Consider the following 14,016-nt stretch of genomic DNA (forward strand, 5'->3'; position numbering starts at 1 on the left):
GCCGCCGGCTCAGCCGAGCTCGGCGGCGGCGGCGGCCCGGCGGATCCGCTGCACCGCGGGCCCGGCGGGTCCCGCCCCGCCGCTCCGCGTCTGCGCCGCGCGGCCGGTGGGCCGGCCGGTGACGGGTCCGGCCAGCGGGTGCACGACCCGCTCGCGCGGCAGGGGTGTGGTCGCGCACACCGTGTCGCGGGCGGGCAGGACGCCGGAGAAGAGGAAGGCGTCGCCGATCCTCTCCACGCAGGGCGAGACCCCGGACAGGTAGACCCCGTGCTGGCCCTCGTCCTGCACCGAGACCAGCCGGCTCCGGCCCGCCGTTGCGCGGTGCGCGCGCAGCGCACCCTCGTAGCCGGTGGCCGGGTCCCCCTCGGACTGGACCATCAGCACGGTCGGGGCGCCGGTCAGGTCGATCGTCCGGGTCGACGCCGGCTGGGGCCAGTAGCTGCACATCGTCAGGGAGTTCCAGTAGCCGACGAAGGTGTGGCGCCGGGCGTCGGCGTCCGTGCGGCGCTGGATCGCCGCGACGTCACGGGACCAGACGCTGTCGTTGCAGCGCACCGCCATCAACGGCTCCCAGGCCACGTCGTCGTCGGCCTGCGGGCGGGCGGTCCGGCCGGCCCGGACCGCCAGCGGACGCGGCCGGGCAGCCGCGCGGCGGACGGCGTCCGCACCCGCGGGCTCGGCCAGCGCTGCGTAGTCGAGCAGGAGCTGGGCCGCCTCGGGGAAGTCGGCGTCGAGGTAGAGCAGGTCGAGGAGCTCGCGGTCGAGGTCGGCCGCGCCCGCCGGGGAGCGGCCGTCGTCGAAGCTGGTCTGGACCCCCGCCCGGATCCGCTCGTAGCTCCGGCGCACCGCCGCCGGGGTCCGGCCGAGCCGGTAGCTCTTCGGGTGCCGCGCCACCCAGGGGAAGAACATCTGGTCCCGGCGCCGCTGGAAGGAGGCCGAGTCCGCCGCCTGGTTGGCGGCCATCGTCGCCGTCCAGTCCATGTTGGAGTCCAGCAGGAAGCGGCCGGTCCGGCCTGGGTAGGTGTCGGCGTACCAGGCGCCCAGCCAGGTGCCGTAGGAGAAGCCGACGTAGTTGAGCCGTTCGTACCGCTGGTCACCGGCCGGCCGCTGCGCCTGCAGGTAGGCGCGCACGAACTCGAGGTCGTCGACGGTCTGCTGGGTGCCCAGGAAGCGGGTGAGCTCGCCGGTGCAGCTGCGCGCCTCGTGGCGGGCCCAGGCCACCTCCCACCGGTGGGTGGCGCGGTCGCGCACCCGGGGGTCGGCCACCGTGGGCAGGGCGGCTCGCTGCGCCGGGGTGTCCCGGCAGGTGGCCGGGGTGCTGCGGCCGTAGCCGCGCGGGTCGAAGCCCAGCAGGTCGAAGTCGCGGAACATCCGTGGTCGCTCGGTGGCGAAGAAGGCGGTGGCGTCCAGCGCGGCCAGACCCGGCCCGCCCGGGTTGAGGGCCAGCAGGCCGCGCGACCGGCCGGTGGCCAGGCTCAGGGCGACGGCCACGGTGACGTCGGGGTGGTCGTCGGGGTGGCGCCAGTCCATCGGTACGACGACGTCGGCGCAGCGCGTCTCCGGCGCCGACGGCACGACGCTGCGGACGAGGAAGTCGAAGTCGCAGGGCTCCCAGCGGACCTGCTGCTGCAGGTAGCGAGCCGGCACCCGGGCCGGGCCGAGCTCGCGGGTGGCGGCCGTCGGCGCCGCCTCGGCCGCCGGCAGGGCCGGCACACCGCCCCCGACCACGAGCGCGAGACCGACCAGGACGGCCACCCGACCGGCCAGCTGACGACGTGCTCGAGCGATCATCCGCCACAACTTCCTCGACCTGCCCCCGAAGCCCGCGCTGGGCCCCCGCGAGTCCCCCCGCCCGACGACGGTGCCACGGCTCGGACGACCAGGGCAAGCCCGGGCCGCGCGGAGGCGCCGGCTCCGGCTAGTGCTGCGCCGTGGCGATCGCCTCGTGGTGGCGGACCACCTCGGCCACCACGAAGGTGAGGAACTTCTCCGCGAACTCCGGGTCGAGCTTGGCCTGCGCGGCGAGGGTGCGCAGCCGCGCGATCTGCTGCGCCTCCCGCGCCGGGTCGGCCGGCGGCAGCCCGTGCTCGGCCTTGAGCACCCCCACCTGCTGGGTGATCTTGAACCGTTCCGCCAGCAGGTGCACGAGGGCGGCGTCCATGTTGTCGATGCTGTCGCGCAGCCGGCCCAGCTCCGCGGTCACCTCGTCGCTCATGGGGCTCACCCTAGGGGTGCCGACGGCGGGTCCCGGCCGGCCGGCCCGGCGCCGGACGGCGGCCCGCCGGCCGTCGCCCGGGCCGGCCGGGCTGCGGGCGGCCTGTGAGGTTGGCCACCCGTCGTGGCCGCTGCGATGGCCGTCGACGTGGCGCACGACACCAGACCAGGGCGCCACTGGCCTCATACCAGTGGCCCGACGCGGGGCCCGCACCGGGGACCGTGAGCCCCCCGCCCCGCGCGACCGAACCGGTTGAGCACGTCGAGCACCGCGGGGATACCAGTGGCGGCCGGGATGACACCGTTGTCGGCGCCGGGCTCCTCAGGTGCTCCTCAGGTGGTCGAGGCCCGGGCCCGAGCCCGTCCGGCAGCCCCGGATCCGACCTATCGTGGAGTCATCGCGATCGAGGTCGACTCTCCTGATGATCATCGGGAGAAGAAGTCGATCATGGTCACGGCCCGTCACCAGGCGGGCTCTTCCCAGCGTCCACGATGACGCCGGGCCGAATCGGGGGCGGTTCGCAGCACGTGCGTGCTGAGCGTCCCCGGTGGCAGTGCTGCCGCACCCCGTCGCCACCGGAGCGCCACTGCTGAGCCCTCTCGACCCGCGCAGGTCCAACCCGAGCCTGCTGCGCTCGACCGTGCCATCCGACAGCTCGTGGTCTCAACGCGACGGCCCACCGCAAACACCGAGATTGTGGAGTGCCCATGGCCAGACCGGCCCACGACTACCGGCGCGTCGACCAGCACGTGCCCGTGACGCGACGAGCGGAGACGGCGAACCCGTACCCGCCCGTCCTGATCCTGATCACCCTGCTCGCGACGCTCGGGATCATCCGCTACGCCGCCTTCCTGCTCGCCCCGGGCAACCGCGGCGACCTGCTGCCCTACCTGCTGGTCCTCGCCGCCGAGCTGATCCTCGTCGTGCACGCCCTGCTCTCGGGGTGGACGATCCTGACCGGCACCAAGGGCCCCCGCGACTTCCCCTTCTACGAGGCGAAGAGCGGCCTGTTCGACGGCCGGGCGATCAAGGCCGGTGGGCTGCGGAACTCTCCCCACCTGTGGCCGATCGTGATGGACGGTCGCGAGATCACCGTCGACGTGTTCATCCCCGTCTACGGCGAGGACCCCGCGATCATCCGGCGGACCGCCGAGGCCGCCGTCGCCCTGAAGGGCCGGCACCGCACCTGGATCCTGGACGACGGTCGCTCCGACGAGGTGAAGGACTTGGCCGGCGAGCTCGGCTGCCACTACGTCCGGCGGCTGAGCGGCGGCGGCGCGAAGGCCGGCAACATCAACCACGCGCTCGCCATCGCCAAGGGTGAGTTCTTCTGCGTCTTCGACGCCGACTTCGTGCCGAAGCCCAACTTCCTCGTCGAGACGGTGCCCTTCTTCGTCGACGACAACGTCGCCTTCGTGCAGACCCCGCAGGTCTACGGGAACCTGGGCAGCCTCATCTCCCGGGGCGCCGGCTACATGCAGACCGTCTTCTACAAGTTCGTCCAGACCGGGCGCAACCACTTCAACGCGGCCTTCTGCGTGGGCACCAACGTCATCTACCGCCGCGCGGCCGTCGACGACATCGGCGGGATCTACACCGACTCCAAGTCCGAGGACGTCTGGACCTCGCTGATGCTGCACGAGCGGGGCTGGCGCACGATCTACATCCCGACCGAGCTCGCCGTGGGCGACGCCCCCGAGACGATCGAGGCCTACACCAAGCAGCAGCTCCGCTGGGCCACCGGCGGGTTCGAGATCATGCTGACCCACAACCCGTTGAGCCCGCGGCGCAAGCTGAGCATGGACCAGCGGCTGATGTACCTCGTGACGGCGACCCACTACCTGACCGGCATCGCCCCCGGGCTGCTGCTGCTCGTGCCGCCGCTGGAGATCTTCTTCGACCTGCGCCCGGTGAACCTCGACATCACCATCACGACCTGGCTGCTCTACTACGCCGGCTTCTACCTGATGCAGATCCTGCTCGCCTTCTACACCCTCGGCTCGTTCCGCTGGGAGGTGCTGATGCTGGCCGCCGTGTCGTTCCCGATCTACCTGCAGGCCCTGTTCAACGCCTTCGTGGGCAAGGAGCAGAAGTGGCACGTCACCGGCAGCAAGACCAAGCCGGAGTCGCCGTTCAACTTCATCATCCCGCAGGTGCTGACCTTCGTCTTCCTGGCGCTGACCTCGGTGGTCGCCATCTGGCGCGACACCGACAACAGCCAGCTGACGCTGGCCACCGCCTGGAACGTGACCAACACCGCGATCCTCGCCGTGTTCATGGTCGTGGCGTTCCGCGAGTCCTGGCGCAACAACCACCCGGCCCCCGTGGCCGCGACCGGGCCCGCGCCCGGCTGGGACCTCGTCGAGGCACCCCCGACCGAGGTGCGCCAGCCCGAGCCGGCGCTGCACGGCGCCCCCGCCCTCGCCACCTCGCCCACCCCCCGCCGCGAGCTGTCCGACGCTCACACCCAGAAAGAGGTCGTCGCATGACCTGGACCAACCGCTTCCGTCTCCTCGGCGGGCTGCTGGGCGTCATCGCGCTCGTGGCCGTCCTGACCATCGTCTTCAACCAGCGCCAGACCCAGGCGCAGAGCCAGACCGCCACCATCAACACCGACGCCTACGACGTGGGCGCGGGCTACGGCGGCACCGTGACGAAGCAGTACGTCGAGGAGAACGACTCCGTCGCCGTGGGCGACAAGCTGTTCACCATGCAGAGCCCGGCCATGCAGCAGGACGTGGCCAACAAGGTCAAGGTCAAGGACACCGAGGCCTACGACGTCAACACGAAGAAGGGCACCGTCACCTACAAGGCGACCGTGGCCGGCCAGGTCGACCAGCTGGGCGCCAAGCTCGGCACCACCCTCACCGGTGGCCAGTCGTTCGCCCGGATCACCGTGACCGGGTCCCAGTACGTCGAGGCGCAGTTCCTGCTGACGCCGCGGGACTACGAGCGGGTCCAGACCGGCGCGCCGGTGTCGATCCTGCTGCCGAACAACCAGAAGATCGCCGGCTCGGTCAGCACCATCAAGGTCGCCACCGACCAGGGCAACGCCGCCGCGAAGATCCGCGTCGACAGCCCCGAGCTGGAGAACGCCGCGCTGAGCACGCTCACCCGCAGCGGCACCCCGGTGATCGCCACCGTCCGGCTGCGCGACGACGGCCCGCTGGCCGGCACCAGCGACGCCGTCTTCGGCTTCCTCCGCCAGATCGGGCTGCAGTAGTGCGGCGCCCGCCCCACCGCGCCGCTGCCCCTGACACCGCTGCCCCCGGCGGGCCCGCCGCGGGCCTGCGCCACGCCGCCCTCGCCCTGACCGTCGCCCTCGCGGTGGCGGTCGGGGGGTCGGCCTGCACCCCCGGCACCCCGGACGGGACCGACCCGCCGACGCCCAGCACGGACGCGTCGTCGACGCCGGTGTTCCCGCGCACCGAGGTGGCGCCCCTGGTGGACGCGGTGACGCACCGGACCGTCAAGCCGCTCGCGACGAAGCGGCTGGCCGGGGGCCTGGTGCCGCCCACCAACCGGTGGTTCTCGGGCCTGGTGTTCGGGGAGCAGCCGCAGCCGGTCTTCCCGCTGCCGCTGTCCTTCGGGCTGACCGGGAAGGGCTTCGCCTTCGGCCAGCCGACGGTCACCACCACCGCCAAGAACATCGCGGGCGGCTTCAAGCCGGACGTGGACGTCGACCTCGGCGCGGCGAGCACCGTCGTGAGCGGCTACGACGCCCTGACCGTGACGCTGGCGAGCACCGACACCGGCGGGAAGGTCCTCGGTCACACCACCATCGCCGAGGGGTCACCCTTCGTGACCTACACCGCGGCGGAGGCCGGCACGCTGACCAGCGCCCTGCCGTTCACCGCTGAGGGTGACCACTTCACCGCGACGGCGGGGGGCGTCGGCTACGGCCTCGTCGTGCACGACGGCTCCGTCGAGAACGGCACCGTCGCGCTCGAGCAGGACGGCACCGCCACGTTCTTCGTGGTCCCCGCCGACGGCTCGGCCGCCGCGCTCGCGGCCCTGGCGGCCGACCCCGTGACGGGCGGCAGCCTGGGCTACGCGGTGGACGGCGACGAGGTGTCGACGTCACTGACCTACACCACCGGCGGCCGCACCGCGTTCGCGGCGATGCCGCACCAGCAGGCGACCCTCGACCCGGCCCTCGCCTGCGACCTCGGCACCTACCCCAGCATCTACGGCACGCTGAAGGTCTGCTCGGGCACGACGCTCGCCTGGACCGTGCCCCGCTCCCCCGCCACCGGCGAGCTCGACCTCGGCGCGCTTGACGCCGACGAGCGGACGGAGCTCGCGACGCAGGTCGAGGCCGACGTCGAGGCCACCCCGGCCTTCCCCGCCGACACCTACTTCGGCGGCAAGGCCCTGTACCGCGCGGCCATGCTGTACCGGCTGGCCCGCCAGCTGGGCGAGGAGGACGCCGCGGCACGGATCAAGACGCGGCTGACCGACACGCTCGCGCAGTGGACCGACCCGCAGGGCTGCGCGACCCGGACCTCCTTCTGCTTCGTCTACGACGAGCAGGCCCACGGGCTGGTCGGCCTGACCCCGTCCTTCGGGTCGGACGAGTTCAACGACCACCACTTCCACTACGGCTACTTCCTCTACGCGGCGGGGGTGCTGGCCCAGGACGACTCGGAGCTGGCCACCCGGTACGCGCCGGTCATGGACCTGCTCGCCGCCGACCTCGCCTCCTCGGCCGGCAACGGGGCGTTCCCGGACCAGCGGGTCTTCGACGCCTACGCCAGCCACTCCTGGGCCTCGGGCACGTCGCCGTTCGCCGACGGGAACAACCAGGAGTCCAGCTCGGAGGCCGTCACCGCCTGGACCGGCCTGGCGCTCTGGGCGCGGGCCAGCGGCAACGCCGGCCTGGCGACGGAGGCGGACTGGCTGCTGTCCAGCGAGGCCCACTCCGGGCTGGCCTACTGGACGAACGTCGACCGCGGCCAGCCCGTGTACGACGGCTTCGACCACCAGGTGGTGTCCCTCAACTGGGGCGGCAAGCGCGACTACGGCACCTGGTTCTCGGCCGAGCCCGCCGCCATGCTGGGCATCCTCGTCATCCCGATGAGCCCGGCGTCGACCTACCTGGCCGGCGACCCGGCGCAGATCGAGGCCAACGTGGCCGAGGCCACGAGCGGGACGTTCGACCAGAAGTTCGGGGACTACCTGCTCATGTACTCCGGGCTCGCCGGTGAGGAGCAGCGCGCGGCGGCCCTGGAGCTGGCCCGCGGGCTCGACGCCCGGTGGATCGACGACGGCAACAGCCGCGCCTACCTGCTGGCCTGGCTGATGAGCGTCCAGGCCGACTGAGAGCTCGCGCAGCCGGGCCGCCGGCCCCGGTCGGGGCCGCCCTGACGGCCCGCCCGGAGTGCCCGGCATCCCCGGCTGCGCGCAGGACCTGGTCCCCTCTTCGGTGGAGACGGACCAGGATCGGGTACGACGTCACCTCATCGTCGAGGTGACGTCGTTTCGTCGTGCTATGTAGTTGAATCTTCACATCGAGAAATCAATTGGCGTAAACAAACGTCCCGGTGCCCCTATCTTTCCTGTGAGACCGATGCCTAGGGTGGCTGGACATCCGACGGTTCGAGGGTGGCCACGAGCCACCCACAGGAGGTTTGTCTTGCGGAGAACAACGATCGGGCTGCTGGGCCTGACGCTGACGGCGGCGCTCGCTGCCGGCAGCGGAGGTCTGGCCGTCGCAGGACCCAGCTCGGGAGGAACCCCCGTCACCGGCGTGGGCAAGGACGGGCCGCTGACCCAGAGCGGCAAGGCGGAGAAGACCACCGACGAGCTCTCCAACCCGCTCGAGGCGCAGCGCCGCGAGCTCCAGGAGAAGGCGCTCGACCTGGTGCTGACGGGTCAGCGCGAGGTCGAGAACATCAACGGCTCGGACGTCGTCCGGGTCGGCACCAAGACGGCGTCCTACAGCCCGGCCGACCGCCGCAAGCTCGCCGCCGGCCAGAAGGTGCAGGCGCGGAAGGTGGACTCCTACGTCCAGCTGTCGCGCGAGAGCACCGACAAGATCTTCGTGGTGCTGGCGGAGTTCGGTGACCAGCGCGACCCCGCGTTCCCCGACCGCGACACCGACCCCACCACTGCGGGCCCGACCACCTGGGACGGCCCGCTGCACAACGCGATCCCCGAGCCCGACCGGGCGAAGGACAACTCGACCATCTGGCAAGCCGACTACAGCGCCGCGCACTACCGTGAGCTCTACTTCGGCGAGGGCGCCAAGACCGAGTCCCTCAAGACCTTCTACGAGAAGCAGTCCTCGGGCCGGTACTCGGTCGAGGGCGAGGTCACCGACTGGGTGAAGGTCAAGTACAACGAGGCGCGCTACGGGCGCTCCGACGACAACCCGAAGGACGCCAACGGCGACGACCCCGCGGTCTGCGCCTCGAACGTCTGCCCGAACACCTGGGACCTGCTGCGCGACGCGCTCGACCAGTGGGTCGTCGACCAGAAGGCGAAGGGCCGCACGGCCGCCCAGATCAAGGCCGACGTCACCGCTTTCGACCAGCAGGACCGCTACGACTTCGACGGCGACGGCAACTTCAACGAGCCGGACGGCTACATCGACCACTTCCAGATCGTGCACTCCGGCGGCGACCAGGCCGACGGCGACCCGATCCAGGGCGAGGACGGCATCTGGTCGCACCGCTGGCGTGCCTACCAGGGCGGCGAGGAGGGCAACGGCCCGGCCAACTTCCCGATCGGCGGCACCGAGATCGGTGACACCGGCATCTGGGTGGCCGACTACACCATCCAGCCGGAGAACGGCAGCCTGTCGGTCTTCGCGCACGAGTACGGCCACGACCTGGGCCTGCCCGACCACTACGACACGGCGACCAGCGGGGACAACCCCGTCAGCTGGTGGACGCTGATGGCGCAGAGCCGGGTCAAGGCCAAGAACGACGTCGGCATCGGCACCCGCGCTGCCGATCTCGGGGTCTGGGACAAGCTGCAGCTCGGCTGGCTCGACTACGAGACCGCCGTGGCCGGTCAGAAGAAGACCTTCCAGCTCGGGCCGCACGAGTACAACAGCAAGAAGGCCCAGGCGCTGGCCGTCGTCCTCCCGAAGAAGGAGGTCGTCACCGCCCTGCCCACCCCCGCCACCGGGACCCAGCAGTGGTGGAGCGGTACCGGTGACGACATCACCAGCACGCTGACCCGTTCGGCCACCCTGGCGGCCGGCACGTCGACGCTCAGCCTGAAGGCGGCCTACGACATCGAGGCCGACTACGACTACGCCTTCGTCGAGGTCAACAGCGGCTCCGGCTGGACGGCCCTGCCGAGCAGCATCACCGACCCCGCCGCCGGCAACGGCATCGCGGGGGCGACGACGGGCTACGTCCCGGCCAGCTTCGACCTGTCGGCGTACGCCGGCCAGACGGTCCAGCTGCGGCTGCGCTACACCACCGACACGGCCCAGCAGGGCAACCCGGGCAACCCCGCCGCCGACGGCCTCTTCGTCGACGACGTCACCCTCACCAGCGGCGGCACCGCGGTGTTCACCGACGGTGCGGAGACCGGCACCGGCGGCTGGACGGCGGCCGGCTTCACCGCCGTCGGCGCGACCAGCACCACGCTCTACCCGCAGTACTACCTGGCGTCCAACCGGACCTACCAGTCCTACGACCAGTACCTGGAGCACGGTCCCTACAACTTCGGCTTCGGCGCCTCGGCGCCGGACCGGGCCGAGTTCTTCCCCTACCAGACCGGCCTGCTGGTCAACTACTGGGACACCTCGTACAGCGACAACAACACCAGCGCGCACCCCGGCAACGGGCTGGTCCTGCCGATCGACGCGCACCCGACGCCGATCTACAACCTCACCGGGCAGCCGTGGCGGGGTCGGATCCAGACCTACGACGCCCCGTTCTCGCTGGAGCGGGCCGACTCGTTCACCTTGCACGTGGACGGCCAGGCCAACTACATCCGGGGCGCCAAGGCCCAGCCGCTGTTCGACGACACGCGCAGCTACTGGGACGCCACCCTGCCGCGGGTCGGGGTCAAGACCCCCGGCACCGGCGTGACGCTCAAGGTGACCAAGCAGAAGGGCACCTCGATGACGGTCAAGCTGGGCACGAGCAAGAAGGTCTCCGCCGCCGCCACGTTGGCCAGCGCGCGTGGCCACTGACCCCTGACGGTCGACCGTTGACCGCCTGAAAACGGAGGGCGCCACCGCACCGCGGTGGCGCCCTCCTGGCGTCGGTGGCCCTTCGACGGGCTCAGGGAGCGGAGTGGGCTCGGGGAGCCGGGTCGGCTCGCGGAGCGGGGTCGGGGCGCGGGGTCGGGGTCGGGGTCAGCCGACGACGATCTCCACCCGCTGGAACTCCTTGACGTCGGTGTAGCCCGTGGTGGCCATCGCCTTGCGCAGCGCACCGGCGAGGTTCATCGTCCCGTCCGGCACCGTCGAGGGGCCGAGCAGGATCTGCTCGAGCGTCCCGACCGTGTCGAAGTGGGCCCGCTCTCCGCGCGGCAGGGTGGCGTGCCAGGCCTCGGGGCCCCAGTGGTAGCCCCGACCCGGCGCCTCGACGGCCTTGGCCAGCGGTGAGCCGACCATGACCGCGTCCGCCCCGCAGGCGATCGCCTTGGCGATGTCACCCGAGCGGTTGACGGAGCCGTCGGCGATGACGTGCACGTACCGGCCGCCGGACTCGTCGAGGTAGTCCCGCCGCGCGGCGGCCACGTCGGACACCGCCGAGGCCATGGGCACCGCCACCCCGAGCACGGAGCGCGTGGTGGACGCCGCTCCCCCGCCGAACCCGACGAGGACCCCCGCGGCGCCGGTGCGCATCAGGTGCAGGGCCGCCTGGTAGGTGGCGCAGCCGCCGACGATGACGGGCACGTCGAGCTCGTAGATGAACTGCTTGAGGTTCAGCGGCTCGCTGGCCGAGGAGACGTGCTCGGCGGACACCGTGGTACCGCGGATGACGAAGAAGTCGACCCCGGAGTCCACGACCGCGCGGGCGTAGGCCTGGGTGTTCTGCGGCGACAACGCGCCCGCCGCCGGCACCCCGGCGGCCCGGATCTCGGCCACCCGGGCGCCGATCAGCTCGTCCTTGATCGGCTCCGCGTACAGCTCCTGCATCCGCCGGGTGGCCTGCATCGGGTCGGCGATCGAGGCGATCTCCTCCAGGCACGGCTCGGGGTCCTCGTAGCGGGTCCACAGGCCCTCGAGGTTCAGCACGCCGAGGCCGCCCAGCCGGCCGACCGCGATCGCCGTCGCCGGCGACATCACCGAGTCCATCGGCGCGGCGATCAGCGGGAAGGCGAAGGTCTGGGCGTCGATCCGCCAGGTCATCGACACCTCCTCCTCGCCGCGGGTGCGCCGCGACGGGACGATCGTGATGTCGTCGAACGCGAACGCCTGCTGCGCGCGCTTGCTCAGGCCGATCTCGAACATGTGGGAGCCTTCCCCGTGCTGGGTCTGCGGTGGCCGTGCGGAGGGTTGGGTGGGGTCGGGTCTAGCCGGCGTAGTTGGGCGCCTCGACGGTCATCTGGATGTCGTGCGGGTGCGACTCGCGCAGCCCGGCCGAGGTGATCCGGACGAACGACCCGCGCTCCTGGAGCTCGGGGATCGTGGCCGCCCCGGTGTAGAACATCGACTGCCGCAGCCCGCCCACCAGCTGGTAGGCGACGGCGGCGAGCGGACCGCGGTAGGGCACCTGGCCCTCGATCCCCTCGGCGATCAGCTGGGAGTCGGTGGTCACGTCGCCCTGGAAGTAGCGGTCCTTGGAGTAGGAGGCGCTGCGGCCGCGGGACGCCATGGCCCCCATCGAGCCCATCCCGCGGTAGCTCTTGAACTGCTTGCCGTTGAGGAACATCAGCTCCCCCGGGCTCTCGTCGCAGCCCGCGAGCAGCGACCCGAGCATCACGGTGTCGGCGCCGGCGACGAGGGCCTTGGCGATGTCGCCGGAGTACTGCAGGCCGCCGTCCCCGATCAGCGGCACGCCGGCGGGGCGGCACGCGCGGGAGGCGTTGTGGATCGCCGTCACCTGCGGCACGCCCACCCCGGCGACCACGCGGGTGGTGCAGATCGAGCCCGGCCCGACGCCCACCTTGACGCCGTCGACGCCGGCCTCGACCAGCGCCTTCGCCCCCGCGTAGGTGGCGACGTTGCCGCCGACGACGTCCACGTCGGCCGCGGCCTTCTCGGCCTTCAGCCGGCGGACCATGTCGATCACGCCCTGGGAGTGGCCGTGCGCGGTGTCGACCACGAGCAGGTCGACGCCCTCCTCGATCAGCGCCATCGCCCGCTTCCAGGCGTCGCCGAAGAAGCCGACGGCCGCACCGACCCGGAGGCGGCCCTGGTCGTCCTTCGACGCGTCGGGGTACTGGTCGGACTTGACGAAGTCCTTGAGGGTGATGAGGCCCTTGAGCCGGCCGCGCTCGTCGACGAGCGGCAGCTTCTCGATCTTGTGGGCGGCGAGCAGCGCCATCGCGTCCTCGCCGCTGATGCCGACCGGACCCGTGACCAGCGGCATCTTCGTCATGACGTCCCCGACGAGCCGGGCCGGGTCGTTCTCGAAGCGCATGTCGCGGTTGGTGACGATGCCCAGCAGGGTCTGGTCGCGGTCGACGACCGGGACGCCGGAGATCCGGAAGCGGCCGCACATCGCGTCGGCCTCGCCGATGGTGGCGTCGGGGCTGATGGTGATCGGCTCGTCGACCATGCCGGCCTCGGAGCGCTTGACCACGTCGACCTGGTGGGCCTGGTCCTCGATGGAGAGGTTGCGGTGGATGATGCCCAGCCCGCCCTGGCGCGCGATGGCGACGGCCATCCGGGCCTCGGTCACGGTGTCCATCGGGGAGGAGACCAGGGGGACCTTGACGCTGATCCGCTTGGACACGCGCGACTCGGTGCGCACCTGGGACGGGATGACGTCGCTCTCGGAGGGCTGCAGCAGGACGTCGTCGAACGTCAGACCGAGGGTCGCGAAGGGTTCGGGCACACCAGCGGCACTGAGACCGGGAGACGAGGACACGGGCCTGGGCCTTTCACGCGGAACGGAGTGCCCATGCTAGCCGAGCAGGCCCCCCCAGCCCGCCGTGCCCAGGGGCGGCCCCGGCCTCCCGACGGGCCCCGGCGGCGGGCTCAGAACCCGGCGGCCAGCCCCAGCTCGACCGGTGCCACCGCCGGCCGGAGGAAGCCGGCGAGCAGCTCGCGGTGCTCGTCGGAGCCCTCGATGAGGTGCCGCAGCTTGGCCACCCCGCGGTGCTGGGCGACGCGCACGGCGTTGGCGGTCATGCCCAGCCGCTCCCCGACGGCGTCGGCGCTGAGGCCGCCGGCGCGGAGCAGCAGCACCTGCTGGGTCCGTGGCGGCAGCCGGGCCAGCAGGTCGTTGGTGGCCCGGACGACGGCCGCCGAGACGGCCTGCTCCTCCGGCGTCGGTGAGGGCTCGGTCTGGTCGGGCATCTCCTCGACCAGCACGGCCGCCCGGCGGAAGCCGCGCTGGGCGTCGGCGACCTTGTGCGCGGCGATGCCGTAGACGAAGGCGGCGAACGGCGCACCCTGCTGCTGGTAGCGGGGCAGCACGTCGAGCACGGCGACGCAGGTCTCCTGGGCGACGTCGTCGGCCGCCTCGGCACCGCCGGCGTAGCTGCGGAGCCGCGACCGGCAGTAGCGCAGCACCACCGGCCGCACCGCCGCGAGGAGCGCGTGCAGCGCCACCTCGTCCCCGGTCTGGGCCCGGGCCACGATCGCCGGGTCGAACTGGTCGTGATCGGTCACCCTACGTACCCCCTGTCGTCCCCGAGAGAAGGCCACCTGCTGCGCGCCA

At 72.1% G+C, this 14,016-nt stretch carries 9 protein-coding genes; 4 read left to right on the forward strand and 5 right to left on the reverse strand.

Annotated features, from left to right (window positions below; all coding sequences use genetic code 11):
- Positions 1-9 precede the first annotated feature (9 nt).
- Both BLT72_RS17145 and BLT72_RS17150 read right to left on the reverse strand, forming a co-directional pair.
- Positions 10-1,791, reverse strand: a complete 1,782-nt coding sequence (locus tag BLT72_RS17145; RefSeq protein ID WP_091414366.1) for an alpha/beta hydrolase — start codon at positions 1,789-1,791, stop codon at positions 10-12.
- Positions 1,792-1,918: 127 nt separating this feature from the next.
- Entirely contained in the window at positions 1,919-2,215 is a 297-nt protein-coding gene (locus BLT72_RS17150; RefSeq protein WP_091414368.1) for a chorismate mutase, read from the reverse strand.
- A 707-nt stretch (positions 2,216-2,922) separates the two neighbouring features.
- Between BLT72_RS17150 and BLT72_RS17155 the strand changes: the two genes are divergently transcribed.
- From BLT72_RS17155 to BLT72_RS17170, 4 genes are all read left to right on the forward strand, one after another.
- Positions 2,923-4,704 carry a glycosyltransferase family 2 protein gene (locus BLT72_RS17155; RefSeq protein WP_091414370.1) on the forward strand — a complete coding sequence of 594 codons (1,782 nt, stop codon included), beginning with the start codon at positions 2,923-2,925 and terminating at the stop codon, positions 4,702-4,704.
- Positions 4,701-5,438: an HlyD family secretion protein gene (locus BLT72_RS17160; RefSeq protein ID WP_091414372.1), complete on the forward strand. Its 738-nt coding sequence runs from the start codon at positions 4,701-4,703 to the stop codon at positions 5,436-5,438. The genes BLT72_RS17155 and BLT72_RS17160 overlap by 4 nt, the downstream gene beginning before the upstream one ends.
- On the forward strand, positions 5,438-7,537 hold the full coding sequence (locus tag BLT72_RS17165) for a glycosyl hydrolase (RefSeq protein ID WP_091414374.1): 2,100 nt from the start codon (positions 5,438-5,440) through the stop codon (positions 7,535-7,537). The genes BLT72_RS17160 and BLT72_RS17165 overlap by 1 nt, the downstream gene beginning before the upstream one ends.
- A 313-nt stretch (positions 7,538-7,850) precedes the next feature.
- Complete coding sequence (locus BLT72_RS17170; RefSeq protein WP_231930115.1) at positions 7,851-10,370, forward strand: immune inhibitor A domain-containing protein; 2,520 nt, start codon at positions 7,851-7,853, stop codon at positions 10,368-10,370.
- 165 nt (positions 10,371-10,535) lie between these two features.
- Here BLT72_RS17170 and BLT72_RS17175 read toward each other — a convergent pair whose 3' ends face one another.
- From BLT72_RS17175 to BLT72_RS17185, 3 genes are all read right to left on the reverse strand, one after another.
- Entirely contained in the window at positions 10,536-11,639 is a 1,104-nt protein-coding gene (locus tag BLT72_RS17175) for a GuaB3 family IMP dehydrogenase-related protein (RefSeq protein ID WP_091414378.1), read from the reverse strand.
- A gap of 61 nt (positions 11,640-11,700) precedes the next feature.
- On the reverse strand, positions 11,701-13,188 hold the full coding sequence (gene guaB, locus BLT72_RS17180) for an IMP dehydrogenase (RefSeq protein WP_091414379.1): 1,488 nt from the start codon (positions 13,186-13,188) through the stop codon (positions 11,701-11,703).
- A 143-nt stretch (positions 13,189-13,331) separates the two neighbouring features.
- Positions 13,332-13,967 carry a sigma-70 family RNA polymerase sigma factor gene (locus BLT72_RS17185; protein ID WP_197677074.1) on the reverse strand — a complete coding sequence of 212 codons (636 nt, stop codon included), beginning with the start codon at positions 13,965-13,967 and terminating at the stop codon, positions 13,332-13,334.
- Between the last annotated feature and the right edge of the window lie 49 nt (positions 13,968-14,016).

The organism is Friedmanniella luteola (assembly GCF_900105065.1).
GTDB lineage: Bacteria > Actinomycetota > Actinomycetes > Propionibacteriales > Propionibacteriaceae > Microlunatus > Microlunatus luteolus.